The 25,573-nt window shown below is 65.0% G+C and carries 23 protein-coding genes; 13 read left to right on the top strand and 10 right to left on the bottom strand.

Going from position 1 to position 25,573, the window contains the following annotated elements; all coding sequences use genetic code 11:
• Nucleotides 1-118: 118 nt before the first annotated feature.
• Both GT748_RS06630 and GT748_RS06625 read left to right on the top strand, forming a co-directional pair.
• Nucleotides 119-3,193 carry a hypothetical protein gene (locus GT748_RS06630; protein ID WP_161213553.1) on the top strand — a complete coding sequence of 1,025 codons (3,075 nt, stop codon included), beginning with the start codon at nucleotides 119-121 and terminating at the stop codon, nucleotides 3,191-3,193.
• Nucleotides 3,180-3,356 (top strand): hypothetical protein, encoded by a 177-nt coding sequence (locus GT748_RS06625; RefSeq protein ID WP_021658143.1) that lies wholly within the window; start codon nucleotides 3,180-3,182, stop codon nucleotides 3,354-3,356. The genes GT748_RS06630 and GT748_RS06625 overlap by 14 nt, the downstream gene beginning before the upstream one ends.
• A 135-nt stretch (nucleotides 3,357-3,491) precedes the next feature.
• On the opposite strand, the gene GT748_RS06620 is transcribed toward GT748_RS06625, so the two are convergent.
• Nucleotides 3,492-3,734: a hypothetical protein gene (locus tag GT748_RS06620; RefSeq protein ID WP_021658142.1), complete on the bottom strand. Its 243-nt coding sequence runs from the start codon at nucleotides 3,732-3,734 to the stop codon at nucleotides 3,492-3,494.
• A gap of 106 nt (nucleotides 3,735-3,840) precedes the next feature.
• Between GT748_RS06620 and GT748_RS06615 the strand changes: the two genes are divergently transcribed.
• Nucleotides 3,841-4,641: an XRE family transcriptional regulator gene (locus GT748_RS06615; protein ID WP_052537579.1), complete on the top strand. Its 801-nt coding sequence runs from the start codon at nucleotides 3,841-3,843 to the stop codon at nucleotides 4,639-4,641.
• Nucleotides 4,642-4,697: 56 nt separating this feature from the next.
• Here GT748_RS06615 and GT748_RS06610 read toward each other — a convergent pair whose 3' ends face one another.
• Nucleotides 4,698-5,555, bottom strand: a complete 858-nt coding sequence (locus GT748_RS06610) for an LCP family glycopolymer transferase (RefSeq protein ID WP_044991768.1) — start codon at nucleotides 5,553-5,555, stop codon at nucleotides 4,698-4,700.
• 305 nt (nucleotides 5,556-5,860) lie between these two features.
• Between GT748_RS06610 and GT748_RS06605 the strand changes: the two genes are divergently transcribed.
• From GT748_RS06605 to GT748_RS06595, 3 genes are all read left to right on the top strand, one after another.
• Nucleotides 5,861-6,688: an HAD family hydrolase gene (locus tag GT748_RS06605; RefSeq protein WP_242861739.1), complete on the top strand. Its 828-nt coding sequence runs from the start codon at nucleotides 5,861-5,863 to the stop codon at nucleotides 6,686-6,688.
• A gap of 21 nt (nucleotides 6,689-6,709) precedes the next feature.
• Nucleotides 6,710-8,095, top strand: coding sequence for a hypothetical protein (locus tag GT748_RS06600; protein WP_021658137.1), 1,386 nt, complete (start codon nucleotides 6,710-6,712; stop codon nucleotides 8,093-8,095).
• A 194-nt stretch (nucleotides 8,096-8,289) separates the two neighbouring features.
• Entirely contained in the window at nucleotides 8,290-8,859 is a 570-nt protein-coding gene (locus GT748_RS06595) for a biotin transporter BioY (RefSeq protein WP_021658136.1), read from the top strand.
• A gap of 242 nt (nucleotides 8,860-9,101) precedes the next feature.
• On the opposite strand, the gene GT748_RS06590 is transcribed toward GT748_RS06595, so the two are convergent.
• Nucleotides 9,102-9,635, bottom strand: a complete 534-nt coding sequence (locus GT748_RS06590) for a hypothetical protein (RefSeq protein WP_044991764.1) — start codon at nucleotides 9,633-9,635, stop codon at nucleotides 9,102-9,104.
• A 184-nt stretch (nucleotides 9,636-9,819) separates the two neighbouring features.
• On the opposite strand from GT748_RS06590, the gene GT748_RS06585 reads away from it, so the two are divergent.
• Nucleotides 9,820-10,953, top strand: coding sequence for an aldo/keto reductase (locus GT748_RS06585; protein WP_161213554.1), 1,134 nt, complete (start codon nucleotides 9,820-9,822; stop codon nucleotides 10,951-10,953).
• Between the two features lie 29 nt (nucleotides 10,954-10,982).
• A complete protein-coding gene (locus tag GT748_RS06580) occupies nucleotides 10,983-12,092 on the top strand; it encodes an aldo/keto reductase (RefSeq protein WP_243148128.1) in 1,110 nt (369 codons plus the stop codon).
• Between the two features lie 69 nt (nucleotides 12,093-12,161).
• On the opposite strand, the gene GT748_RS06575 is transcribed toward GT748_RS06580, so the two are convergent.
• From GT748_RS06575 to argH, 7 genes are all read right to left on the bottom strand, one after another.
• Complete coding sequence (locus GT748_RS06575; RefSeq protein ID WP_021658131.1) at nucleotides 12,162-13,004, bottom strand: polysaccharide deacetylase family protein; 843 nt, start codon at nucleotides 13,002-13,004, stop codon at nucleotides 12,162-12,164.
• A gap of 12 nt (nucleotides 13,005-13,016) precedes the next feature.
• Entirely contained in the window at nucleotides 13,017-13,868 is an 852-nt protein-coding gene (locus tag GT748_RS06570; RefSeq protein WP_021658130.1) for a polysaccharide deacetylase family protein, read from the bottom strand.
• A 29-nt stretch (nucleotides 13,869-13,897) separates the two neighbouring features.
• Nucleotides 13,898-14,620 carry an amino acid ABC transporter ATP-binding protein gene (locus GT748_RS06565; RefSeq protein ID WP_021658129.1) on the bottom strand — a complete coding sequence of 241 codons (723 nt, stop codon included), beginning with the start codon at nucleotides 14,618-14,620 and terminating at the stop codon, nucleotides 13,898-13,900.
• Nucleotides 14,607-15,272 (bottom strand): amino acid ABC transporter permease, encoded by a 666-nt coding sequence (locus tag GT748_RS06560; protein ID WP_021658128.1) that lies wholly within the window; start codon nucleotides 15,270-15,272, stop codon nucleotides 14,607-14,609. Before GT748_RS06560 ends, GT748_RS06565 begins: the two co-directional genes overlap by 14 nt.
• An 81-nt stretch (nucleotides 15,273-15,353) precedes the next feature.
• Nucleotides 15,354-16,187, bottom strand: coding sequence for a transporter substrate-binding domain-containing protein (locus GT748_RS06555; protein WP_021658127.1), 834 nt, complete (start codon nucleotides 16,185-16,187; stop codon nucleotides 15,354-15,356).
• A gap of 29 nt (nucleotides 16,188-16,216) precedes the next feature.
• The gene (locus GT748_RS06550; RefSeq protein ID WP_161213555.1) at nucleotides 16,217-16,954 is read right to left on the bottom strand and encodes an aspartate/glutamate racemase family protein; all 738 of its coding nucleotides are present in this window, start codon (nucleotides 16,952-16,954) and stop codon (nucleotides 16,217-16,219) included.
• A gap of 33 nt (nucleotides 16,955-16,987) precedes the next feature.
• The gene (gene argH / locus GT748_RS06545; RefSeq protein ID WP_021658125.1) at nucleotides 16,988-18,322 is read right to left on the bottom strand and encodes an argininosuccinate lyase; all 1,335 of its coding nucleotides are present in this window, start codon (nucleotides 18,320-18,322) and stop codon (nucleotides 16,988-16,990) included.
• Nucleotides 18,323-18,669: 347 nt separating this feature from the next.
• Here argH and GT748_RS06540 point away from each other — a divergent pair, with 347 nt between their 5' ends.
• From GT748_RS06540 to GT748_RS06520, 5 genes are read left to right on the top strand one after another with little or no spacing between them, the layout of a single operon-like run.
• Nucleotides 18,670-19,896 (top strand): nucleoside hydrolase, encoded by a 1,227-nt coding sequence (locus GT748_RS06540; RefSeq protein ID WP_052537578.1) that lies wholly within the window; start codon nucleotides 18,670-18,672, stop codon nucleotides 19,894-19,896.
• A gap of 24 nt (nucleotides 19,897-19,920) precedes the next feature.
• The gene (locus GT748_RS06535) at nucleotides 19,921-21,063 is read left to right on the top strand and encodes a nucleoside hydrolase (protein ID WP_073261198.1); all 1,143 of its coding nucleotides are present in this window, start codon (nucleotides 19,921-19,923) and stop codon (nucleotides 21,061-21,063) included.
• Between the two features lie 24 nt (nucleotides 21,064-21,087).
• Nucleotides 21,088-22,377 (top strand): nucleoside hydrolase, encoded by a 1,290-nt coding sequence (locus GT748_RS06530; RefSeq protein ID WP_161222321.1) that lies wholly within the window; start codon nucleotides 21,088-21,090, stop codon nucleotides 22,375-22,377.
• Nucleotides 22,378-22,399: 22 nt separating this feature from the next.
• Nucleotides 22,400-23,533, top strand: coding sequence for a nucleoside hydrolase (locus tag GT748_RS06525; RefSeq protein ID WP_021658119.1), 1,134 nt, complete (start codon nucleotides 22,400-22,402; stop codon nucleotides 23,531-23,533).
• Between the two features lie 44 nt (nucleotides 23,534-23,577).
• Entirely contained in the window at nucleotides 23,578-24,798 is a 1,221-nt protein-coding gene (locus GT748_RS06520) for a hypothetical protein (RefSeq protein ID WP_021658118.1), read from the top strand.
• The last annotated feature ends 775 nt before the right edge of the window (nucleotides 24,799-25,573 follow it).

Genomic DNA, 25,573 nt, shown 5'->3' with positions numbered 1-25,573 from the left:
AATTTTTAAAGATGTTTGGCCGTTTGGGGTTGGCCGTTTTGAGGATGGCGTACACCTATTTAGAAACAGATTGAAGCACAGGGGCAGATGCGCCCTTGACGAAGGGGAGGAAAACGCCATGAAGCACGGTAAGCGGCGGGAAATGGGGGTGCGGTTGACAGCCCTGGGACTGGCGGCCGCCCTGGTGGTGGGGGGCGCAAACGCCCTCCACCGGCCGGTCCACGCCGGGCAGTCGGCAGGGAGCTTTGTAGAGGAAAAAAACCTGAACACAATTTTCGCCATACGCACCACCACCGCAGGTGTCGGCCTTGTCGACGGCAACTGGGTCCGCTTGGCGGATGAAGACCACTGGGTGGACGGCGTGAGCAGTACGGCGCTTTTTTCCAAGGGGAAGATCTCGCTGAAAGCCAACTGGAAACTCGAGGCGAACTTCACCATTGTCGGGAGTGGACACTGCCATTACGGGGAGGTGGCCCTTTACGGCAGCACCACCAACTATCGGTTTTCTGCCGGCCGGGTGGGCGGCATCGAGCGGCTCACCGTCGTCCACGGAAACGACTACGAGCAGCCGCAGCAGCCGCTGACGGAGGCGGACTTTGGGGAGGATAAGCCCTACTGCCTCTCCTTTGACGCGGCGGCCAATGCCTTTACCCTGTCTTACAACGGCAAGAGCATCACCTACCTCAACCCCTTCACCGAAGACGTGGTGGCCGTACAAATCAGGGGCCTGATGGACTACAAGGGCGACGTCCCCGCTGTGGGGCGGGTGGAAGGAACATTTTTGGGGATGGCCTATACCGATTACAGCCCCACCTTTCTTGAGACCAAATTGCTTGACGAGAGCGGGCAGGCCATCCCTGCGGGGACGCCGATCGCCGACGGCAGCATCGTCACCGTGCAGGCAAAAATCAAAAACAACTGGGAAAATGGGGGCACCGTCCCCAGCCGCCTAAAGCTGTCGGACAGCAAGGAGTACCCCACCGCCGGGCTGCATTTTGACCCCGCCGCCTGGGGGGATGGCAAGAGCCAAAAAATCACCGTGAACGGCGTGGACGTGACTGCCCAGGGGGACAATGTGGCGACAGGGGGCATCCCCTTTGACTGCTCCCCCGCCGAAACGGTCATCACCTACCGGGCCAAGGTGGCAAACCCCGAGGGCAAGACGGTCACCATCGGCCAGATGATGGTGGACGACTTCTTTCAGTCCAAACAGTATTCAGGGGACGAACTGATCCCCGCCAAGCCCCTGGTGCCCTACGACCCGGAGAAACCGGCGGAGGAGCAGGGGACGGCGGGAAAGGACTACCACTATACCCGCACCCCGGCCAATGAAAACGGCTGGAACGCCGGCCCGGTGGAGATCACCTTCTACCCCGACCAGTTCAACCAGTTCCTCATCAAAGAGGGGGAGGCGGTCACCGCCACCCTCGACCAGGGCAACCGCAAGACCAGTTACAGCCAGGAGACCGGGGGGACCCAGACGACCTACCAGGCAAAGCATACCGAGACGGGGGAGCTGTCCACCACGGTGGAGGACGCGGTGAAGATCGACGCCACCGCCCCCACCCTCAGCGCCTCGGGGAAGGCCCTCACCCTGTCGGACAGCCTCTCGGGCATCTGGAAGGTCGAGCGCTATGACGTCAAGGCTGGCCGCTGGGTCGGCGCCAAGGCCTTCTCCCTCACCGACGGCAACGGCGCCGCCAGCCAGACGTTTACCGCCAGCCAAAACGGCAAGTATCGGGCGGTGGACGCGGCGGGGAATGCCTCCCCTGCCTTGGCGGTCACCGTCAACGACCCGCCCTCGGCCGACCCCAGCGACCCCGATGTCAACCCCTCCGACTCGGAGAAGGCCACCGATGAAAACGGCCTGGTCCACACCTCCATCCGGGACAGCATGCAGGAGGTCATCGACCGGGAGGCCCCCCTCTACGGCGGCCGCTTCACGGCAGAGGACGCCAAGGACCTCTTTGACGGCCGCTACGGCTTTTCCTCCAATGTGCCGGAAAGCAACGACCTCACCTATGCCTACACCATCGCCCAGGGGGGCAAGGATGTCACCGGAGAAGGGGTGGACACCACCCAGCCCGGCGCTTTCACCGTCACCTGTGCGGTCACCGATGCCGAAGGCAACACCACCACAGTGGTCCTCACCGACACCCTCATCGACCGCTCGGCCCCGCCCACAGTGGACTGGGGGGAGGACCCCGACCCGCCGGTGGGCCCCTCCTTTGACCCCCTGAAACCCCTTCCCAAGCCGACCGTCAAGGATGACCCGGCCACCGGGAAGAAACACGCCCACCTCTACGACAGCATCACCGAGGTGGTGGGCACATCCCCCGCCTACGGCGGCAAACTCACCACCCAGGTGGCGGCGGAGATACTGAAGGGCCGCTACCAGTTTGGTAGCGCCCAGGGAGACGGGGTGTTGACCTACGGCCCGGTCACCGTGACGGTGGAGGGGAAGGAAGTGCCCCTCGGCACCGCCAAACCCGGCAGCTGTGTCATCTCCCAAACCGTCACCGACAGCCAGGGCAACCAGACCACCGTCCATCTCACCTACACCTTTGTGGACCAGGGGGCCCCGCCGGTGGTGGAGTACGACCCCAGCGACCCCACGGTGGAGCCGGGGAGCCGCCCCGACGCCCCGGAGGTGGTGGAGGACTGGCAGAACGGCACCAAGTATGCCACCGTAAAGGACCGGCTGGTGCAGGTGGTCTCCGACCCGCCCCTGTCGGGCGGCTGGCTGGACGAGGGAGAAATCCGCGACTTGATTGCCGGTCGCTACCGGTTCACCTCGGCCCAGCCGGACGGGGCCCTCAAGGAAATCCGCTTTGCCGTGACCCAAAATGGGAAGGCGGTGGAGGGGATCGACACCACCCAGCCCGGGGAATACGTCATCGCCTACACCCTGGAGGACTCCTCCGGCAACCGCACCTCCCTCTTCTTGCAGTACCGGCTGGCGGAAAAGACCGCCGGCGGGTCGATTGAGGGGGAGACTGCCGCGCCCGGCGGTGGACAGCCCAACACCGGGGATGTGGGCACCGGACTGCTGGGCGGCGGGATGGGCCGGGAGACCGGTTCCTGCGGCATCCACTGGGGGCTGTTGGCGCTGGCGGTGCTGGTCGCCGGATACACCCTCTTTCGCAAGGGGCAGTTGGACCGAGAGGAGGGGCGAGACCGTGAAACTCTGTGACTTTCTCTTTTTCACCCTGGTGGCGGGCGGGGGCGCGGCCCTCTTTGTCTTTGCCGGCTGTCGTTTCGACGTCCCGGCGCTGCTGATCCTCGCCGGGGCGGTGCTGTTGGGCAGCAGCTACCTGATCCGCCGCACCCGCCGCCGCGACCGAGGCGAGCTGTGACACAGCAGCTGCACCCACCCCTCAAATAGAGAGAACAGACACCCTTTTCACATCTGAAAAGGGTGTCTGTTTTTGTCGAAAATCTGTGCTTTTCAAGAAATTTTGGGAATGGTAAAATAAGGATGAAAAAGCCGTTCACCACTCGAGGGAGGGAAAGTAGGAATCCCTGTCGGGGAAGGCGGCGGCGCAGAACATGTCCCGCACCACGTCGCAGAGGTGGGCAGGGTCCAGGTCCTCCCGCTCGAAGAGGGAGGCCAGCCGGGCCACCTGCAGGGGGTCGGGGGAGAAGAGGGGCGTCTCGATCCCGCCCTCCGCCTGTATGCCAAAGCGGCTTTTTTCCGGGTTGGAAATGACCGCAAAATAGTGGTTCTTACTCATCGCAATGTCTCCTTTTATTCCTTCTTCTGCGGCACCCACATGCCGCGTACTCTATGCTATCAGGATGGGAGACAAAGTCAATAAAAGGAGGAGCTTTTTACAGGAAATGGGTGAAAATTTACCGAGCGCGGATATTTGGGAAGAGGGCGGCGGCCGAGAGCTCTCGGAGAAGCTGCGGCTGCTGAAAGAGCGGGAGGGGTTTACCACCCAGATGCTGGCGGACTGCTCGGGCGTTCCCCTGGGGACCCTCAACAAGATCCTCAGCGGGGCGACCAAAGACCCCTCCCTCAAGACGGTGGAGCGGCTGGCCCGGCTCTTCGGGCTGCCGATGCGCTATTTCTGCGACGTCTACCCCAGCGGGCAGAGCCGCGCCGCCCTGTTGGAGCAGGAGGTGGAACAGCCCCTCCTCCTCACCGAGGAGGAGTACCAGCTGATTTGGAGCCTGCGGCGGATCACCGGCAGGGAGCGGCGGATCCTCCTGACCATGGTGGAGACCTTTGATGCCCTCCACCGGCCCGGAAGCCCGGCAAGACAGGTGTTGCCCTGCTACCTCCCCACCCGGGCAGAGGGTGGGCAGACGGCGGTGAACTCCATCGCCGTCCGCCACATCTCGGTAAAAGACAGCGAAACGGCCCGGGCTGCCGACTTTGCGGTGGTGCTCTACGGCAGCGCCATGGAGCCCGCCTACCACGCCGGGGAGGTGCTGGCGCTCTCCCACCGCCCGGCCGGGCAGGACGAGATCGGCCTTTTCAACCTAAACGGGGAGGGGTATATCCGGCTCTACCAGAAGGTGCGCGGCGGGGTGCGGCTGGCAGCGCTCAACCGGGCTTTCCCCAATATCTCTGTGGAGGAGGGCAGCCAGTTTTGCTGCCTGGGAACGGTGGTGGGCCGCCTCGATCTGCTGTGAGCGCACAGGGGAGAAGGGCCCGGACAGATGTCTGTCCGGGCCCTTCTCCCAGCCGCCTAGCGGAAATAGTTTTTCAGCAGCATCCCGTCCTGGATGGGGTCGTAGTCCCGCCCGCCGCTGTAAAAGATCTGGGGGGCGGTGATGGTTTTGGGCTGGCCCGAGAGGGCCTCGGTCAGCTCCTTTTGCAGTTGCAGGCAAGCCACCGAGGTGATGTTGGTCTTGCACTGGCCCGACCAGCGGGCAAACCACTGGGACATCCCCGCCACCGACTGGGCGGTGAGATAGCGGTCCAGATAGGCCTTGAAGAGGTTTAGGCGCAGGGTCTCCTTCTCGTCCCCCTCCAATTTGGTGTAGCGCAGGTAGCCGGTGAGCTTATCGCCGCTGAGATCTTGGGGGCCGTAGGGCAGCTTGAAGGTGAGCAGGCCGCTTGTCTCGTCGTAGCGGTAGATGTCCTCGGCCACGCTGTAGGGCAGCTCCCCGACCTCGTCGAGGATGGCGGCCAGGGTCTGGTCGGTCAAGTCGGCGTAGTAGTCGATGCGCAGCCCGGTAAGGGCCTGCAGGGAGGAGATGCACTCCATGGCGCCGCCGTAGCCGTAGCACTGCTGCAGGCTGTCCTCCCGGTTGGCAAAGGACACCTTCCAGCAGGGGGGGAGGACGGTCAGGGCCAACTGCCGCTTGGTCCCGTTGATCCCCACCAACAAAAAGGCGTCGGGCAGGCTGCGCTCCTCGGGCCGCAGGCAGAGCAGCAGATTGGTGCCCGAGGCGTAGTTTGCCTCCACCACCTGGGCCTGCTTCTCCCGCTCCTCCAGGGCGGGCTTTTGCACCAGCTGCCCAAAGGCCAGGGCAAAGACCGCGATGAGGGCGAGGAAGGTGAGGCTGAAACTCTGCCAGAAAAGACGGGTGCTGCGTTTCACGGGCCATTTCCCCCTTTTGCTCATTTACAGGGAGAGTATGGCCCGCCCACAGGGGAGATATGCGGGCGGCGCGGCTGCCCCAAATCGACAAAAGAGGGGGATCGCCTTTGTGCAAATGAGACCTTGCTTTTCTTGTAAAAACGTTTTATCATAAAGGCAAATCAATACAAAACCACCTGGTGGTTTCACCTGAGCAGCGGCAGATGTGCGAGACCTGTGCCTGAGGAGACGGGGCTTTTAGAGGGACGGATGCGGCTGCTCCTTTGATTTCTGCCGGGGGCGGCGAGGAGGAGTACGCTTTGAAGATGGATTTTTTGGGGGACTGCAAGGTCGTCATCCTGGACATGGACGGCACCCTGTACCAGGACGAGGGCTTTATCGCCCGCAACGTGGCCTATCTGGCCGAGGGGACCCGCTGGCAGGGGCGGGAGGACGACATCACCGCCAAGTGCTTTGAACTGATCCGGGGACAGCTGCCCCTGAAACTGGGGCACTTTTACGAGACCGACGCCAGCCTGCACTGCGAGACGGTGGAGGAGCTGTTTGCCGTGACCCCGGTGGAAAACCGGCGCAGCGACGGCTTTGAGGAGCGGTTTTTCGACCACAATAAGCACTTTACCTACATGGGCGACGCCTGGAGCGTGACCTTCTTCATCGGCGAGCGGATGGGGATCCCCCGCGCCCGGGGGACCGAGTGCTTTTTGAAGGTGCGCGAGGAGATGCTGGAGGGCCCCTTTGCTATGCACCTGCACGAGGACATCAAAGAGGCGGTGGGCCAGGTGACCGCCAGCGGCAAAAAGACCTACATCTTCACCAACACCCAGCAGGTGGGGGCCGAGGGCTTTATTCGCAAGCTGGGGCTTTTGGACAGAGTGTACCAGGTGAAGTACGGCACCAACAAGCCCTACGGGCTGGACACCCTGCTGCCCCAGATATTAAAAGAGACCGGCGTGCGGCCGGAGGAGATGCTCTCCATCGGCGACCACACCTTCAACGACCTCTCACCCATCAAGAAGTTCGGGGGAAAGACCATCTGCATGTCCCCCTATGAGATCCACGACAACGTGCAGTGGGACGCCCGGCTGACCACCCTCGACCAGCTCTGCGACACCCTGCGCCAGCTGGCCCGCTAAGCGGCAGAAAGGAGAGACGCCATGCGCCCCACCATCACCTTTTTCTCGGGTCTCAACACCATTGGCGGCACCCACGTCCTCATCGGCTGTGGGGAGGACGCCATCCTCTTTGACTACGGCGCCCGCCCCTCGGCCCACTACGACTGGCTCAACCCGGCGGTGCACATGGAGCTGCCCCGGGGGCTGCGCCAGCACCTGCTGACCCGCAAGGCCCCGCCGGTCTTTGGACTCTACGACCCGGACTACCTGGGGGATCTGTCCTATGAGGACGTGATCCAAAACGCCTGGGACGGGATGCAGTTCCCCCGTTACAAGCGGGTGTCGGCCTTTGTCAGCCACATCCACCAAGACCACATGGAGTTGCTCCCCTTTTTGGGGGAGCAGGTGGACCTGTACATGCACAGGGACTCGGTCTCGGTCTATGACGGGGTGGTGGCCAGCGGCGAGTGGTACGGCACCAAGGCGAACGTCATCGGCCTGGCCGACGGGGAGGAGCGCCAAATCGGCGAGCAGCTACACATCCAGCTGCGGGAGACCGACCACGACATCGCCGGCGCATCGGCCCTTCTGGTCACCGCCGGGGGGCACAAGATCCTCTACACCGGCGACTGGCGGACCCACGGCCGCCACCGGGACTATGTGGAGCGGCTCTTTGCCGACATGGCCGCCCAGCACCTGGACATGATCATCACCGAGACCACCCAGCTCAAGGAGGAGACCCTCTGGCAGAAGCAGCTGCCTCAGAAGGAGTTGGAGCTGCCCGGCCTCTACCGGGAGATGTTGCAGGGGGCCCAGGGGCTGTGCTATCTGAACATCCTCTGCCGCAATGTGGAGCGGGTGGCGGACTTTATCAAGGTCACCAAGGAGTGCGGCCGAACCCTGGTGCTCGACCGGGCCACCGCCCTGCTCTGGCACACCGCCGCCACCGAGGGGCTGAGCCACCTGGAGGGGGACCCGGTGCTGGAGGAGACCGGCGCCATCCGCCTCTTTGAGGGGGAGGACCCCAGCGGTCTGCCCTACGAGACGGTCAGCCTGCGGGAGATCGTCCACCACAAAAAGGACTACGTCTTCTACCTGATCTACCCCAAGACCCCCATCATGGCCGAGCTGGAGCGCACCGGGGAGCAGGGCGTCCCCTCCCACTACTTCCACGCCGACGGCAACCCCCTCTTTGCGGGGGACAAGATCCTGCACGCCTGGCTGGACGACTTCGGGGTGCGCTACCACTTTCACGGCACCTTTGGCCACGCCATCCCCCGGGAGATCACCCGGATGATGAAGCTGGCCTCCCCCAAGCTGGTGGCCCCCCTGCACGGCAACCACCCCGAGCTGCTGGACACCGGGGAGATCCCCAAGCTGTTGCCCACCTTTGGCCAGACCTTTGACCTGGACAAACTCTTTTCCTGACGGCGCCTGAGCTGAAGAGCGCCCCGCCAAACCCGGCGGGGCGCTCTTTTTATCCTTTATGTAAACTTTGTATACTATAAATAGTTTACAATAGAGGCGAGCGGGAAAGGCTGTTTCATCTGCGGATGGAACGGAGGGAAAAATCAATGTATACTTAAAATACAAAATAAAGTTTACATTGAGGAGGAATTCCCATGCGTCAACCGTCCAAGACCAGAGAGCTGGTGCTCACCGCCCTGGCCGCAGCCGTCATCTCCCTGCTGGCCCCCCTGTCCGTCCCCCTGCCCTTCACCCCGGTGCCCATCTCCCTGGCGAGTTTTGCGGTCGTCCTCTGCTCGGCCTGCCTGGGCTTTTGGCGGGGGACCGTCGGCACCCTGGTCTACATTGCCGTGGGGCTGGTGGGGCTGCCGGTCTTTGCCGGGTTCACCGGCGGGGCGGACAAGCTCTTCGGCCCCACGGGGGGCTACATCGTCGGCTTTGTCTTCTGTGCCGCCGCCACCGGCTGGCTGGTGGACCGGGCGCCGGGGAAGGTCTGGCTCTACCCGGTGGCCATGGTGGCGGGGAGCCTGCTCTGTTACGCCTTCGGCAGTCTCTGGCTGGGGATGCAGATGCACCTCTCCTTCGGCCAGGCGCTGCTGGCGGGGGTGGTCCCCTTCCTGCCGGGAGACGCGGGAAAAATCGTCGTCGCCTGCCTGGTGGCCTACCCCATCCGCCAGCGGCTGGAAAAGGGCGGCTTCCTGTCGGCCGAGGGCGCCGCAAAATAGAAAAGAGAGAAGGGCCCCACCGTGGGGGAGGTGCAGATGTAGCTCCTCTTTAGCCAGGCGCTGCCGGCAGGGGTGGTCCCCTTCCTGCCGGGAGATGCGGGAAGAATCGCCGTCGCCTGCCTGGTGGCCTACCCCATCCGCCAGCGGCTGGAAAAGGGCGGCTTCCTGCCGGCCGAGGGCGCCGCAAAGTAGAAGAGAGAGAAGGACCCCACTGCGGTGGGGCCCTTCTCTGTGGAACAAAATCACTGCAGTTCCTTCCCCTGCGCGTCAAGGAAGCGGCAGCGGTAGGGGGGCTCGCTCCCGCCCCCGTCGGTGGCGGAGAAGGCCTCCGCGTCGAAGATGAGCATGGGGGTGGTGTCAAAGCCGGTAGAGGAGACCTTTGTTCCCTTTGTCCCTCCGGTCTGCTCGACGCGGACGCAGGAGGGGTTGTCCACCAGCAGCACCAGCCCGTTTTGCCACCGGTAGCTGTAACAGCCCGGGGCGCGCCGGGTCAGCTCCCCCTCCTCCAGGGCGGAAAAGGCGTAGCCGCTGCCGCTCCGGCTGAAACTGACGGGGAAGTAGGCGGTGTCCTCCCCCTCCCCCACAGCAAGGATCAGGAGGGACATCCCCTCCCGGTTGGCCTGCCCCACCGCCCGCAGAGTGGCGGCCTCGCTCTCGGCAATGGGGAGGTGGGGGCGGGCCAGCGCCACCATCTCCTCCTGGGTGCTGGCGGTCTTGGTGCAGCCCGGCAGCGCCAGGCAGAGCAGGGCAATCAACAAAACGGCGGTCTTGCGCATCTCGTTTGCTCCTCTCGCGCCCAGAGGGGCGCTTTTTCTCACCATACCCCACACCGGGACAGCCTGTCAAGGCGCGGCGGAAAAAAAGGGGGGATCCCCCCTTGACTTGGAGTGGACTCCAGGGTGTAAGGTGAAAAAAAGCGGCCCGGCAGCGGCGGGCCGCCCTGTTGAGAGGAGAGAGACCATGATTTACAAGGCATTTGGGGACCTGCAACTGTCGGCGCTGGGGATGGGCGCCATGCGCCTGCCGACCATCGGCGGGGAGGACGGAAAAATCGACGAGGCCCAGACCGGCCAGATGGTGGATTTTGCCATGGGACAGGGGGTCAACTACTACGACACCGCCTGGGGCTACCACGACGGCCAGTCGGAGATCACGCTGGGCCGGGCGCTGCAGAAGCACCCCCGGGAGCGCTTCTACCTGGCCGACAAGTTCCCCGGGTACGACCTGGCCAACATGGGCAGGGTGGAGGAGATCTTCGAGCGGCAGCTGGAGAAGTGCGGGGTGGAGTACTTTGACTTCTACCTCTTCCACAACGTCTGCGAGATGAACATCGACGCCTATCTGGAGCGGCAGTACGGCATCTACGACTACCTGATGGCGCAGAAGCGCGCCGGGCGGATCCGGCACCTGGGCTTTTCGGCCCACGGCAGCAGCGCGGTGATGCGCCGCTTTTTGGAGGCCTACGGTGAGGGGATGGAGTTTTGCCAGCTTCAGCTCAACTACCTGGACTGGACCTTCCAGGATGCAAAGGGCAAGGTGGCGCTGCTGGCGGAGTACCAGATCCCCGTGTGGGTGATGGAGCCGCTGCGGGGCGGCCGGCTGGCCGCCCTGCCGGAGGAGAGCGCCGCGCGGCTGAGGGCCCTGCGTCCCGACGAGGGGGTCCCGGCCTGGGCCTTTCGCTTTTTGCAGACCCTCCCCGAGGTGGTGGTGACCCTGTCGGGGATGTCGAGCCCCGCCCAACTGGAGGAGAACATCCGCACCTTCTCCCAGGAGCGGCCCCTGGACGAGGGGGAGATGAAGGCCCTGCTGGAGGTGGCCGACGGCCTGCTCGAGCGCAAGGTCCTGCCCTGCACGGCCTGCCGCTACTGCACCAGCCACTGCCCCCAGGGGCTGGACATTCCCTCGCTGCTGTCCCTCTACAACGAGCACAGCTTTACCGAGGGCGGCTTTTTGGCCCCCATGGCCCTGTCGGCCCTGCCGGCGGAAAAGCAGCCGGGCGCCTGCATCGGCTGCAGGAGCTGCGAGGCGGTCTGCCCCCAGCAAATCAAAATTTCTGAGGCGATGGCCGATTTCGCCGCAAAGGTGCGGGCCTGACAGGCCCTTTGCACAGGGAGGAACAGAAGATGGCAACAATGCAGTACCGAGCGCTGCCTCACGGCGGCGAAAAAATCAGCGTCATCGGCCTGGGGATGGGCTCGATCCACGCCGGCAGCGAGGAGGAGATCGAGCGCACCGTCGACCGGGCCATCGAGGCGGGCATCAACTACTTTGACATGGCCGCCTCGGAGGGGAAGCCATACCCCTGCTATGCCCGCGCCTTTGCCGGGCGGAGGGAGAAGCTCCTCTTGCAGATGCATTTCGGCGCGGTGTACGAGGGCGGCAGGTACGGCTGGACCCGGGAGCAGTCAAAAATTGAGGAGAGCTTTCGGGAACAGCTGCGGCTGTTGGGCACCGACTACACCGACATGGGGTTTGTCCACTGCATCGACGAGGAGGACGACTGCGACCAGGTGCTGAGCGGCGGCCTCTGGGATTATATGAAAGCCCTCAAGGCAGCCGGCGTGATCCGCCACCTGGGCCTCTCCTCCCACAACCCCGAGATCGTTCGCCGCTTTTTGGAGACGGGGCTGGTGGACATGGTGATGTTCAGCATCAACCCGGCCTACGACTACTCCACCGGCACCTACGGCATCGGCAGCGCCGAGAACCGGAGCCGCCTCTACCGGGAGTGCGAGCGGGAGGGGGTCGGCATCTCGGTGATGAAGCCCTTTGGCGGCGGGCAGCTGCTGGGGGAGAGGACCTCCCCCTTCCGCCGGGCCCTGAGCAAGACCCAGTGCATCCAGTACGCCCTGGACCGGCCGGGGGTGCTCACCGTCCTCCCCGGGGTGCGGGGGGAGGAGGACCTGCAGGCGGTGCTGGCCTACCTGGACGCCGGCGCGCAGGAGCGGGACTACTCGGCCATCAGCGCCTTTGCCCCGCCGAACGCCGAGGGGGTCTGCGTCTACTGCAACCACTGCCAGCCCTGTCCGGCGGGGCTCGACGTGGGGCTGATCAACAAGTACTACGACCTGGCCCGGGCGGGGGACGTGCTGGCGGCGGGACACTACCAAAAGCTCTCGCTGAAGGCCGACGCCTGCCTGCGCTGCGGTCACTGCGAGGCCCGCTGTCCCTTCCACGTCAAGCAGGAGAGCCGGATGGAGGAGATCGCCGCCTATTTTCAGGGACAGCTGTAAAGGGGTAAAACGAGAGAGGGACCGGGGAAGAGATGTCTTCCCCGGCCCCTCTTTTCTTTGGGGGGAGCTCTATTGTTTGAGGGCCTCTTCGCAGTAGGCGTGCAGCTCGCTGCCGGTGGCAAACCAGACCCCCTCCATGGCGGTGGCGTAGTCGAAAAACTCCTCCAGCACGGCGGTGCGGCCGGGGTTGCCGATGGTCTGCGGGTCCAGCTGCATCACGTAGCAGAGACCGTGGTTGTAGTGGCCGAGGAACTCGTCTTTCCAGTTGGAGAGCATGTTGGTGTAGTTTGACACCCGCCCCTGCCCAAAGGGGAAGGCCGGCCGGTAGTTGAAGGCCAGATAGGGGAAGTCGAAATTGGCCCACTGCATGGGGATCTCGAGGATCTCCTCCCCCGGCTGGGCCAGGGGGAGGTAGTAGGGCCGGTCGTCGTCAAAGAGGTCGCTAGAATAGACCATCCCCAACTCCTTGGCGATGGCGAGGGTCTCCAGGGTCAGGTCCCCCTCGGGGGCGCGAAAGCCCCGGCAGGGCCGGCCGCTGACGGCCTCGATGGCGGCCACCGCCCGCGCAAGCCGCCGGCGCTGCTCCTGGGCGGAGAAGAGGGAGAGGTTTTCGTGCTCGTACCCGTGGCAGCCGATTTCGTGGCCGGCCGCGGCGATCTGCCGCAGCTTGTCGGGGTACTCCTCCGCCACCTTGCCGGGGCAGAAGAAGGTGGCTTTGATTTGGTAGCGCGCCAGCACGTCCAGCAGCCGGTCCACCCCCCGCAGCATGCCGTACTGGCCCATGGAGAGGGTCTTGGGCATCTCTTTGGCCGCCGGGTCGAGCTGCAGCCAGAAGTACTCGGCGTCCAGGTTGACGGTGATGAGGGCGGCGCAGCGCTTGCCCTGGGGCCAGGTCATTGTCTCGGTGTACATCTGCCATTCCTCCTATTGTGGGTCGGTGGGGTAGGTGGCGCGCCACCAGTCGGCGATCTCTGCGCCGGTGGCGATCCAGACGTCGGGGTGGGAGGTGACTTCCTTCAAAATCTCCTCCAGGATCAGGTTGCGGCCGGGGGCGCCGGAAATCTGCGGGTGCATCAAAAAGGAGATGCAGAGGCCGTAGCGGTGGTAGCCGCGGAATTCCCGCAGGTAGGTGTCCTGCACGTTGCGGTAGCAGGAGATGCGGTCGAGACCGGCGGGCTCGGCCGGGTAGATGCTGTAGGCCTGGGCCACGTAGTCGTCCAGCTCCCACTTGGAGGGGATCTCGATGAAGTCGGTCACCCGCCCGTCGAGCACGGTGTGGTAGGGGCGGTCGTCCCCCCGCATCGAGCTGGAGTAGGAGAAGCCCCGCTCCTCCAGCAGGTAGGGGGTCTCCACCGCCCAGTCGCCCGAGGGGGTGCGAAAGCCCACCGGGGCCTTGCCGGTGATCTCTTTGATGATTTTCTGGGTCTTTTCGATGATCTCGATCTGCTCCTCCCGGCTCTTCTCCACAAACCGCTCGTGGGTGTAGCCGTGGTTGCCGATCTCGTGCCCGGCCGCGGCGATTTTTTGGATGACCGCCGGGTTGTGTTCGGCCACATAGCCGGGCACAAAGAAGGTGGCCTTGACCCCGTATTTGTCCAGCAGGTCCAAAATCATGTCGACGCAGCGGTTGGGGCCGTACTGGCCGATGGAGCGGGCGCGGATGAGCTGGTCGGCGTGGGGCTCGTCGGCGGACATGTTCTGCCAGATGATGTCGCCGTCCAGGTCAAAGGTGAACATGGCGGCGCTTTTGCAGCCGTTTGGCCATTTGATTTGCATAGATGGATCGTCCTTTCGTGCGGCGATTTTTACAGCACCTTCTCCAAAAATTCCTTGGCGCGGGGGGATTTGGGGCTGGAGAAGAAGCGCTCGGGCGGGGCGTCCTCGATCAGGCGGCCCTCGTCGAGAAAGCAGATGCGGTCGGCCAGCTCCCGGGCAAAGCCCATCTCGTGGGTGACCAGCACCATGGTGATGCCGGTGTCGGCCAGCCCCTTGATGACCCCCAGCACCTCTTTGACCATCTCCGGGTCGAGGGCGGAGGTGGGCTCGTCGAAGAGGATGGCCTCCGGGTCCATGGCCAGGGCGCGGGCGATGGCCACCCGCTGTTTCTGCCCGCCCGAGAGGGTGGCGGGGTAGACCCCCGCCTTGTCGGCCAGGCCGACCCGCTCCAGCAGTTCCATCGCCTTTTTCTCGGCGGCCTTCTTGTCCGCCTTTTTCACCTTGCGGGGGGCGTAGGTCATGTTTTCCAGCACCGTCATGTGGGGAAAGAGGTTGAAGTGCTGAAAGACCATCCCCACCTTCTCCCGCACCGAGAGGATGTCGACTTTTTTCTGGGTGATGTCCACCCCGTCGATGAACACCTGGCCGGAGGTGGGGGTTTCCAGCAGGTTCATGCACCGCAGCAGGGTGGATTTGCCCGAGCCGGAGGGGCCGATGATGGCCACGATCTCCCCCTTTTGGATGTCCAGGGAGACGTCCTTGAGGACCCCCAGCTCGCCGAAGTCCTTGCTGACATGCTTAACGCTGATCACTTTTGCGCACCTTCCTTTCAATGCGTTTGGCGATGAAGTTGAGGATGGTCACGATGACGTAGTAGATGAGGGCGGCCACCAAGAGGGGCTCAAATTGGCGAAAGGTGGCGCTCATCACCATTTGGGCGGTGCGCATGATGTCCACCATCCCGATGGTGGAGACCAGTGAGGTGCCCTTGAGGAGGTTGATGATTTCATTGATGATGCTGGGCAGCACGCTCTTGATGGCCTGGGGAAAGATGATGTCCCACATCATCCGCGGGTAGGAGACCCCCAGCGCCTGGGCGGCCTCCTTCTGGCCGACATCCACTCCGGCAAAGCCGCCCCGCAGGTTTTCCGAGAGGAAGGCCGCCGAGTTGAGCCCGAAGGCCAGCACCGCCGCCTGCAGGGAGGTGATTTTGTAGGCAAAGAGTTGGGGGGCGGCGAAGTAGGCCATGGCGACCTGCACCAGTTGGGGCACCCCGCGGAAGATGGAGGTGTAAAACTGGGCAAAACCCCGGAGGATGCGGCTGCGGGAGATTTTGCAGAGGGTGAGGGGGATGGCCAGCACAAAACCCACCAGCAGCGAGAGCAGGGTCACCTGCATGGTGACGCCGATGGAGCGGAAAAACATGGGCAGGTACTTGGGGATGATCCCGAAGTCCAGATTCATGGGGATTCTCCTTTCGCGCAGGCAGACCACGGCGGCCGGCGCCGTAGTCTGCCTTTTTGGTGTAGGGGGGAAGGGAAGGGGCTACTCGCCGATATAGGCCTCGCCCAGCCACTTGGTGACGATCTCGTCCATCTTGCCGCTGTCCTGCAGGGCCTTGATCTCGGTGTTGAAGGCCTCGATCAGGTCAGAGCCCTTGGGGAAGGCAATGGCGAACTCCTTGTCCACGTCCTTGTTGATCTCGCTGTCCTTGGGGATCATGAAGCCGTCCAGGTCGGGGTTGTCGTTGATGAAGCCCTGCAGCAGGGAGCCGTCGGTGCACATGGCGTCCACCCGGCCGCTCTTGAGTTCGGCCAGCACGGCGGGCTGCCCGTCAAAGGTGGTGACGATGGCGCCGGGGACTTTATTGGCGGTGATTTCGTAAGAGGTGCCGGCAGAGCAGGCGACTTTCTTTCCACTCAAATCCTCCACCGTCTTGATGCCCGAGTCCTTGCTCACCAGGAAGGCGTCACGGCTCTCGATGTAGCCGATGGAGAAGTCAACATTTTCGCGGCGATCGTCGGTGGCGGTCATCCCCGAGAGGACGAAGTCGGCCCGGCCGGACTGAAGGGCGCCGATGAGGCCGGAAAACTGCATGTTGGAAATTTCGTAGGTGAAGCCCATGTCCTCGGCCATCTGGTCGAGGAAGTCGATGTCCAGCCCCTCGTAGACCTCCTTGCCGCTGTCGTCCACGGTGACGGTCTCGAAGTTTTTGAAGGAGGCGCTCATGGCGACGGTGAAGTGTTTGCCCGCCAGGGGTTTGCCGCTGGTGTCGTTCCCGATGTCGCCGCCAGCGCTCTTGTCGGTGCCGCAGCCGCTGAGGGCCCCCAGGGTCAGGACGCCCGCCAGGGCGACAGCCAATACTTTTTTCAGTTTCATAGTCGCTTCCTCTCTCTTTCTCTTTTTATTTAATCAATCGTCCCGCCCGACCAGGCGCGAACTGCCCGGGGTGGGAGGGGATAGGCCAGCTTGCTGTGGCAGAGGCCCTGGCGCACCAGCAGCTCCGCGATGCCCACCAGGGTGAAGGCCGGGTCGATGACCGGCAGCCCCGCCAGGGCGGAGACCTGCGCCCCCAGCCCGGCAAAGCTCAGGCAGCCGAGGATCACCGTGTCGGCCCCGTCCTCCTCGGCGCATCTTCGGCAGGTCTGGGCCAGCTTCTTGACCAGGGCGCCGTCGGTGGCCGGGCTGCGCCCCTCGTTGGGACCGTGCTCGGCGCTGCGCACCGAGGCCAGCGCATTCCCAAAGCCCAGGGCGCGGACGAAGGCGGCCTTTTGGGGGATGCGGCCGGCGGCGGTGGTGAGGACCGAGAAGCGGTGCCCCAGCTGTGCCGCCAGGGCCAGGGAGGCCTGGGCCCCGCCCACCACCGGGATCTGCAGCAGCTCCCGACAGGCCGACAGGCCGGGGTCGGAGAAGCAGTAGAGGCAGACGGCGTCGAATCCGTCGGCCTGCGCCTGCAGGGCCATCTGCACGATCTCGGGCGCGGCCACCGCCACATCCAGGTCGGAGTCGATGCAGACCTGGGTGCGCTGGGGGCAGTCCATCGAGATGGCGGTGTCCGGGCCCGCCGCCCGGGAGAGAAGGGCCTCGCGGGCGGCGAGTTTGGCCCGGCTCATCCCCGAATCGGGGTTGATGAATTTCAGTTTCACCTGCGCTTCCTCCTTTCCGCCAGGGCGGCGGTTTTAGAGCATCTCCTTTTTGATGCCCTTGTGCAGGATGTTCTCGTAGTCGATATAGGGGTAGATGTCCTCTTCGATGGCGGGACAGAACTGCTTGAGTTCTGAAAGGGTCAGCTCCTCGATGCTCGTCTGCCGGTCCTCGCAGTAGAGGACGATCTGCCCGACGATGCCGTGGGCATCCCGGAAGGGGACCCCCTTGGCCACCAGGTAGTCCGCCACCTCGGTGGCGTTGAGAAAGCCCTTGGAGACCGCCCGGCGCATCTTTTCGGGGTGGACGGTGAGGGTGGCCACCATCCGCTCCATCATGGTGAGGGAGAGGAGGACGGTCTCCAGCCCGTCGTGAAAGAGATCCTTGTCCTCCTGCATGTCCTTGTTGTAGGCCAGGGGCAGCCCCTTCATCACCGTGAGGAGGGCCAGCAGGTCGCCGTAGACCCGCCCGGTCTTGCCCCGGATCAGCTCGGCCCCGTCGGAGTTTTTCTTCTGCGGCATGATGCTGGAGCCGGTGGTGTAGCGGTCGTCCAGGGTGACAAAGCCAAATTCCTGGGTGCCCCAGAGGATCATCTCCTCGGCCAGCCGGGAGAGGTGCATCATCAAGATGGAGAAGGCGGCCAGGACCTCCAGCTGGTAGTCGCGGTCGCTGACCCCGTCCATAAAGTTGTCGTAGACCCCGGCAAAGCCCAGCTTTTCGGCGGTGAAGGCCCGGTCGATGGGGTGGGTGGTCCCGGCCAGGGCGCCGCACCCCAGGGGGGAGAGGTCCATGTTTTCCAGGGCGCTTTGCAGCCGGTGCCGGTCCCGCTGCAACATCCCGTGATAGGCCATGAGGTGGTACTTAAAGGTCACCACCTGGGCCCGCTGCAGGTGGGTGTAGCCGGGCATGATGTAGGGGTTTTCGTCCGCCTTTTTCCGCAGCGTCTGCAAAAACGCCTCCACCAGCTCGACGACGTGGGCGGTCTCCCTCTTGACGTAGAGCTTCATGTCGGTGTTGACCTGGTCGTTGCGGCTGCGGGCGGTGTGGAGCTTTTTCCCCACCTCCCCCAGCCGGTCGATCAGGTTGGCCTCGACAAAGGTGTGCACGTCCTCGTAGCGGTCGTCCAGGGGCAGGGCGCCGCTGTGCACGTCGGCCTGTATCCCCAGCAGCCCCTCGGTGAGCTGGGCGCCCTCCCCCTCGGTGAGGAGGCCGCACTCGACCTGCATGGCCACGTGGGCCAGGCTGCCCTCGATGTCGGGGTCGCAGAGCCAGTGGGTGTCTTTGAAATTGTTGTTGAACTGCTCCATCAGGTCCTCTTCGCCCGCGCGGAACCGGCCCCCCCAGAGCTTGTGAATGCCGTTAGCTGCCATCTGTCTGGCCCGCCTGCCTTTCTGCTGCAGATATCTGCAAGTTATTCATTCAATGTGCATGATTATACCTCTTTGTGTGGGAGGGTGCAAGAGGTAATTGTGTATAAAATATCGTTTTTACTCTGTATATACAGTATAAAACCCTAAAAATATTCAAAAATAGGAAAGTTTATAACTATTCAACAAAAAGAAAAGCGGGGGTTTTTCAAAAGACAGCAAAGTTTAAAAAAGGATTACAATTGGTTACAAGTTTGCTAGAAAATTGCTACTGAAAAGCAATCATGTTAAAATGATTTTAGGAAAAATGCGAGATGGCCGCCGTCAGGCGGCAGAGGAGGGCGGCGGCTGTGCGGGAGAGAGGCAGGGCGCTCTGGCGCAAAAAGGCAGTGCGGCGGGGTCTGTTGGCGGCGGTGGCCGCTCTGGTGGGCCTGGGTCTTTTGTGGGGGGTGGCCCGCGCCATCCCCGGCGCGCCCATCGACACCACCCTCACCGAGCGGGTGCCGGTGGTCATCGACAGCGACGGGGGGCTCGACGACCTGACGGCTCTGTTGCTGGCCCGGCAGGTGGACCGTCTCGAGGTGCGGGGCCTCATCGCCTCCTACGGCGCGGTCTCCCTGCCCCAGGCCGGGCGCAACCTGTTGGCGGCGGCCGAGTGGATGGGGGAGGACTGGCCGGTGGCCCTGGGGGCCAAAAGCGCCCTCGACGGTTCCCTGCCCGCCGGGGTCCGCACCCTGGGGGAAAACGGGCTCTACGGCGCGGTGCTGCCGCCGGCCACCCGACAGACCGACCCCCGCACCGCCAGCGACTTCCTCTACGACCTGGCAGTGGAGGAAGGGGGGCAGTTGCAGGTGATCTGCCTGGGGCCGGCGACCAACCTGGCCAGGGCGATCGAGGAGCACCCCGACCTGCCCGGCCTGCTGGCGGGGGTCACCCTGGGGAGCACCCGCCTCCCCATCCCTGAGGTGGAGGTGGAGCGGCTCAAGGGCGAGAGCGAGGAGGCCTGGCGCAAGCGCTGGGAAGAGGCCCAGTTAAAGCACGAGCAGGAGGAGGTGGGGGCCCACCCCGACTTGCTGTGGGAGGCCGACGGAGCCGCCCTGCAGGCGGTGGTGGAGAGCGGTGTCCCCCTGACGGTGGTGCCGGTCTCGGCCCTGGAGGGGATGGAGGCGGGCAAAAAAGACCGCTGGGACACCCTGACCCCCCTGCTGGAGGACACCGGCAAAGCCGCCCCCCTCTACGCGGGGGCCAAGGAATACTTGAATGAGGAGTACCGCAAGGGCAGCCCGAGCATTGCAATGGACTTTTCGGCGGTGGCGGTGCTGGCCGCCCTGATGGACGAGAGCGCTTTCACGTTGGAAGAGGGGGGCATCGCCTGGGCGCGGTACGGGCCGGTGGTGGAGCCGGGCGGCGAGGGGGTCCGCTGCCGGGTGGCGAGCGAACTGGAAATGGTGACGGACGAGGACTACAAGTGGGCCAAGGACACCGGGCCCAGAACTGGGACCACGGCGGTGGCGACCCAGCGCATCCCCATCCCCAAGCTCTTTTTGGTGATGGAGAAGGCCTTTCGGCACTGGTGATTTTCCCGACGGGAGGGTTTTGAGATGGCACTGATCGGCACAGCGGGCCGCCGGCGCGGGCGGAAGATCGGAACGGCGGCAGCGGCGATCGCTCTGGCTGCGCTGATGGTGGTCGGCGGCGGGCGGCTGCTGCCGGGGAAGGCCATCGGCGCCACATTGACCGAGCGCACCCCGGTGGTCATCGACAGCGACGGGGGGCTCGACGACCTGACGGCCCTGCTGATGGCCCGGCAGATCGGCTGTCTGGACGTGCGGGGGATCACCGCCAGTTTCGGGGTGGTCCCCCTGCCCCAGGCGGCCCGCAACCTGCTGTCGGCGGCGGACTGGATGGAGCGGGACTGGCCGGTGGCCCTGGGGGCCGGGGCCTCGCTGGACGGCCGCCTGTTGACGCAGGAGAGCCGGTGGGGGAAGACCGGTCTCTGCGGGGCCGCCCTGCCCCCCAGCGGCCGCAGCTTTGACGCCCGCACCGCCAGCGACTTCCTCTACGACCTGGCGGTGGAGGAGGGCGGGCGGCTGCAGGTGGTCTGCCTGGGACCCCTCACCAACCTGGCCGTCGCCCTGCGCGAACACCCCGACCTGGCGGGGAGGATCGCCGGGGTGACCCTGGGGGCGGGCCTCCCCCTCCCCGAGGAGGGGCTGGACGAAGAGGGGGAGAGCGCTTACTGGGCGGCCGTGGCCGAGGGTGACTACACCCTGCAGGCCGACCCCACCGCCCTGCGGGAGGTGGTGGAGAGCGGCATCCCCCTGACGGTGGTGCCGGCCCCGGTGCAGGCGGAGATGGCGGCGGTGCGGCAGAGAGATAGGGACACCATCAGCCCCCTCTTTCAAGACCTGCGGGAGACAAAGCCCGTCTACGGGCAGATGCTCTCCTTCCTCAAGGAGCAGGGGAGCACCGGCGACCGGGTCTCGCTGGAGCTGGGCGGGGTGGCGGTGCTGGCCGCCCTCACCGACGAGAGCGCCTTCTCCTTTCTCCCGGCCGATCTGCAGTGGCGGCAGGGGGCGCTGGCATACGCCCCCGCCAAGGGAGAGGGGGAGTGCCGGGTAGCGGCGGCCCTGACGGCGGTGACCGACGAGAAGTACCGGCGGGTCTCGGCATCCGGCGCCGGTGAGTTGATCCCCGTTCCCCAGCTGTACGGGACTTTGGAGCAGACCTTCCGATACTGGTAGACCGGGCGCAAAGGGGGAAGCGGGATGGCAGGCGGGCAAACTGCTCGGCGGGGGCCGCGAAGGGCCCTGCGCCGGCATCTGATCGAGGGGCTGGCGGTGCTCTATGCGGCGCTCCTCCTCTTCTCTCCCCAGTGGGGCATCCCCACCGGGCTGACCGAGCGCACCCCGGTGGTCATCGACTGTGACCCGGGCAGCGACGACGTGTTGATGTTGGGCTATGCCGCCGGGGCCGACCTTCTGGACGTGCGGGGGATCACGGTGGTGGTGGGGACGGGCACCCTGGCCCAGACCGGGCGTAACGCCCTCACGGCGGCAGCCCACTTTGGCCTTCACTGCCCGGTGGCCCTGGGGGCCGCGCAGACGGTGCGGGGGGTCCCCTTCACCTGGGCGCAGGCCGCGGGGGCCAACGGCGCCAACAACCTGACCCTCCCCTGGGAGGGCGGCCGCTCCTTTGACCCCCGCCCCGCCTGGGACCTGCTCTACGACCTGGCGGTGGAGGAGGGGGGGCAGTTGCAGCTGGTCTGCACCGGGCCTTTGACCAACTTGGCCCGGGCGCTGGAGGAACACCCCGACCTGCCCGGCTATTTGAAGCGGGTGGTGGTCTCGGCCGGCAGCGTCGATCTGCGGGCGGCAGAGGCCGCCGGAACCTACACGGCGGGCGGTGCGGGGAGCAGCCTGACCTTGACCGCCCCCGACCCCAACGGCCAGGCGGACCCCGGCGCCCTGGAGGCGGTGCTGGCGAGCGGCCTCCCCCTCTACATTGTGGGCAACGACCGGTATGCGGCGGGGAGCAGTGTGGTCTGTAAAGACGACTGGACCACCTTTGCCAGCGAACCGCAGCTCTACGGGGCCATCTGGACCTACCCCATGAACATCTACAAGAGCGGGGGGGAGGACAGCGGGGTGCCCCTGTACGGCCTCGCCGCCCTCTACGCGGTGCTCGACGAGGGCGCTTACCGCTTTGCACCGGCCCAGCTGTGCCCGGCGGAAGGGCTGCTGGAGCGGGCGGTGCCGGAGAGGAGCGTGGTCGTCTACGACCCCGCGGGGCAGATGCGGATGATGGACCCCACCAAGGAGCGGGAGACCAGGGAGCCGGTCGAGCCAAACCTCCCCAGCGGGATGTTTTTCTGGGAGGAGGCGGACTACCTGACCCCCGCCGATCTGGAAGGGCGGACCCTGGTGCGGCTCACGGGGGAGGAAGAGGCCAACTGTCACCTGGCGGTGGAGCGGCGGGTGGGGACATCGGGCGCTGGAGAATGTGCGGTATTGGGTCCCATTTTTGACTGCCGGAACCAACTTGGAAAAAAGAGCTGACCTGCCAGAGAGGAAGAGAGAGATGCAGATGTTTTGGGAGAGAGGACGCCGCCTGGCGCAGGCGGTGCGGGCGCGGGCGGGGCGGGTTTTCTGCGGGGCCCTCGCCCTCTGGGTGGGGGTGATGGCCTTTTCGCCCCAGAGAAACATCCCCACCACCCTGACCGAGCGCACCCCGATCCTCATCGACTGCGACCCGGGGGGAGACGACGTTCTGGCCATCGGCCTGGCCGCCGGGACGGCGCTGCTGGACGTGCGGGGGATCACCCTCTGCAGCGGCGCGGGGACCCTTGCCCAGACCGGCCGCAGCGGGCTGACGGCAGCGACCTACTTTGACCTTCACTGCCCGGTGGCCCTGGGTTCCACCCGCAATTCGGCGGGAGAGGCCGTCGTCTGGGGGGAGGACACCGGTCCCACCGGCGCCGGAAACCTGGTCCTCCCCTTTGGGGGGGAGGAAGACTTTGACCCCCGCCCCGCCTGGGAGTTGATGTACGAGACCGCTGTCCAGGAGGGGGGCGCGCTGCAGATCCTCTGCCTGGGCCCCCTGACCAACCTGGCCCGGGCGCTGGAGGAACACCCCGACCTGCCGCAGTACATCCAGCGGGTCGTCTTTTCGGCGGGGAGCGTCTCCCTGACCGAAAATGGGGCGGTGGCCGGGGTGGGGAGCGACGCCAACGGCCCGGCCGACCCGGCGGCCCTGCAGAAGGTGCTGGCCAGCGGCATCCCCCTGGTGATGATAGACGCGTCGATCTCTTTAGGCGATCACGGCACCCAGAAGGACCTGTGGACCCTCTTTGCCAGCCAGCCCAGGCTGTTTGACGCCCTCTGGAGCTATTGGGATGAAAAGGGGAAGCGCAACTTTGCCGCCGGCACCCTCCCGCTGGACGGCATTGCGGCGGTCTCCCTGCTGATCGACGAGACGACCCTGGTCCTCAAACCGGCCGACCTGGGCTATTGCGAGGGGCCGGTGACAGGGCTCGACGGGGAGCCCCTGGACGGGCGGAGGCGGGTGACGGTCACATCCGCGGCCGAGGGGGGGAGCCCCCACCGGGTGGCTGTGGCCTGCGCCATGTGGGACTGGCAGGGAAAGACCGCCCCGGCGCCGGTGGTGCTGCTCCACCAGTGCCGCAACCTTTTGGGCAGTGCGGCGGCGCTGTGACGGTGAACGGCAGACAGAAGAGAAGATAAAGACGGGGTGTTTGTATGAACCTGCTCAAGAAGGGAAAAAGCAAAAAACAGGTGCTGGCGGTCTGCGTGGCCACGGTGGCCTGTGCGGCCGCAGCGCTGGCGCTGACCGGCAAGGTGGCCGCCAAAAAGATCCAGGACATCCCCGAGGTGGCGGAGCGAAACGGCCTGACCCACATCGAGTCGGTCTTTCGCCGGCAGAACGGCGAGGGGTATGTCCTGTTGACCCGGGTATTTCGCTGCCCCAACCCCAAGGGCCCGGGGCAGGCCTACAACTTGAGCGACGAGGAGATCAGCTACCTGCTCATCGACCTGCAGAGAAACATCCCCCAGGTGGCGCTGGAGGTGGGCGGTCAGCGCGTCGAGAGCGACCCGGAGCAGGTGGACGTCCACTACAACTGGGTGGCTGATCAGTTCTTCGCCTACTACACGGTGCCGGTGGGGCAGATTGGGGAGGCCGAGAGCGCCTACCTCACCTTAAACGACAGCGGGCAGAAGGAGCGGCCGGTCATCGACCTTTCCGACCAGCCGGAAGCGGTGCAGACGGTGCAGTTGGAGGGCGGCCGCTCGGTGGAGATCCGGGTGCAGTCGGCCAGCGCGGACGGCCGCAACCTGCTGGTGGAGTGCCTGTCCGACGGCGAGACCCAGATGGTCTATCCCGCCCTGGCCGACCTGGGGATGGCCGGCACCAACTGGCGTGCCCAGGAGACGGTGGAGAGCGTGCTGGAGCAGAGCGAGGAGAGGAGCCTGTCCCTCTACACCCTCAAGCGGGTCCCCTCCCTCTACGAGCTCTTCTACCGCACCCCCAAGGTCTGGTACATGACCTTTGACAACCTGGCGGAGACCGTCTGCGCCACCGCCGGCGAGGCGGTGTCCATCCCCAACCCGGCGGAGGGGGAGACCATCGAGCTGAACACCCCCTTCACCGTGGGTGGGCAGCGGTACCGCCTGAGCGCCGTCAAGCGCTCTAACGGGACGGTCTTCACCACGGTGGAGACCTACGGCGAGACCTCGTCCATCGTCACCCTCAAGGCCAATGTGGGCCCCGCCGGCAAGTGGGCGGAGTACCAGCAGCCCGCCATCACCTACGAGCTGCGGGGGGAGGCGGCCAAGGGCACCTCCAGCCAGCAGTTGGAAGTTCTCACCTCCCAGCCGGAGGGGATCGCCCTGGAATTCATGCCCTATGAGGCGCGGATCAAGTGGGGGTGGCCCGGCATCGTCCTCTCCCCGGAAAAATAAGTTCCCATAAAGACAGCGGCCTGTCGCCCCACACCCCGGGCGACGGGCCCGCTGCCTTTTGCACCTGGAGATGATGGGGCTGCGGGGAGAAGGGGCTGTTCAGATGGGGGGAGTCGCTCGATGAAGGAGAGAAGTGGGGGATCCCCAATCGGCGGCTGGCTTTGCGTTTTTGGAGGCGAGAAGACGGCGGAGGCTCTCCCCGAACTCTGGCGGAATTGCCCCTTTTTCAATCGGTGGGTCAGTTCCCCTCTTGGTCTGGGATATATAAAGGGCTCGTCCGGCCAAAGATGCTGAGGAAAGCGGGGGGGCGATGCTCCCGACAGTGGGAGGGGAGGGCGATGCGGCGGCAGTGTCTGTGGGAGAGGGGAGGTTTCTCTCGGCCTTGGGGGACCGCTCGCTTCCCAGCAGCTGTCGCCCTGCCGATGGGGCCAATGGGGGCCAATTGAGGGCATCGGGGGAGGAACAGGCGGCACCCTGCTCCCGGCGAAGGGGCAAAAGACTGGTCGGGAGGGGAGAAGATCCCCAGCAGCAGTTGAAGTGAGTCCGGCATTCGCCCAATCTAGGGTGCCCCCACTTCACCGGTGGGTCGCCTCTGTGGCGGTGGGGGACAGGCCGCTGGGAGAAAGGCTGTCCACCCGATGGAAGGGAGCGGTCCCTGCGGTGGCGGGAAAAAGCCCCTCTATTTTTTTGCCTGTGGGGTGGGGAAGGTTGTCCCTCTTGATATTGGGGGGCAGAAAATATGGAGCGGTCCCGGTTGTGTGCTGTGCAGCCAGGC

The organism is Bittarella massiliensis (ex Durand et al. 2017) (genome assembly GCF_009876955.1).
Classification (GTDB): Bacteria; Bacillota; Clostridia; order Oscillospirales; family Ruminococcaceae; genus Bittarella; species Bittarella massiliensis.
This window is presented reverse-complemented; position numbering and strand designations above follow the sequence as displayed.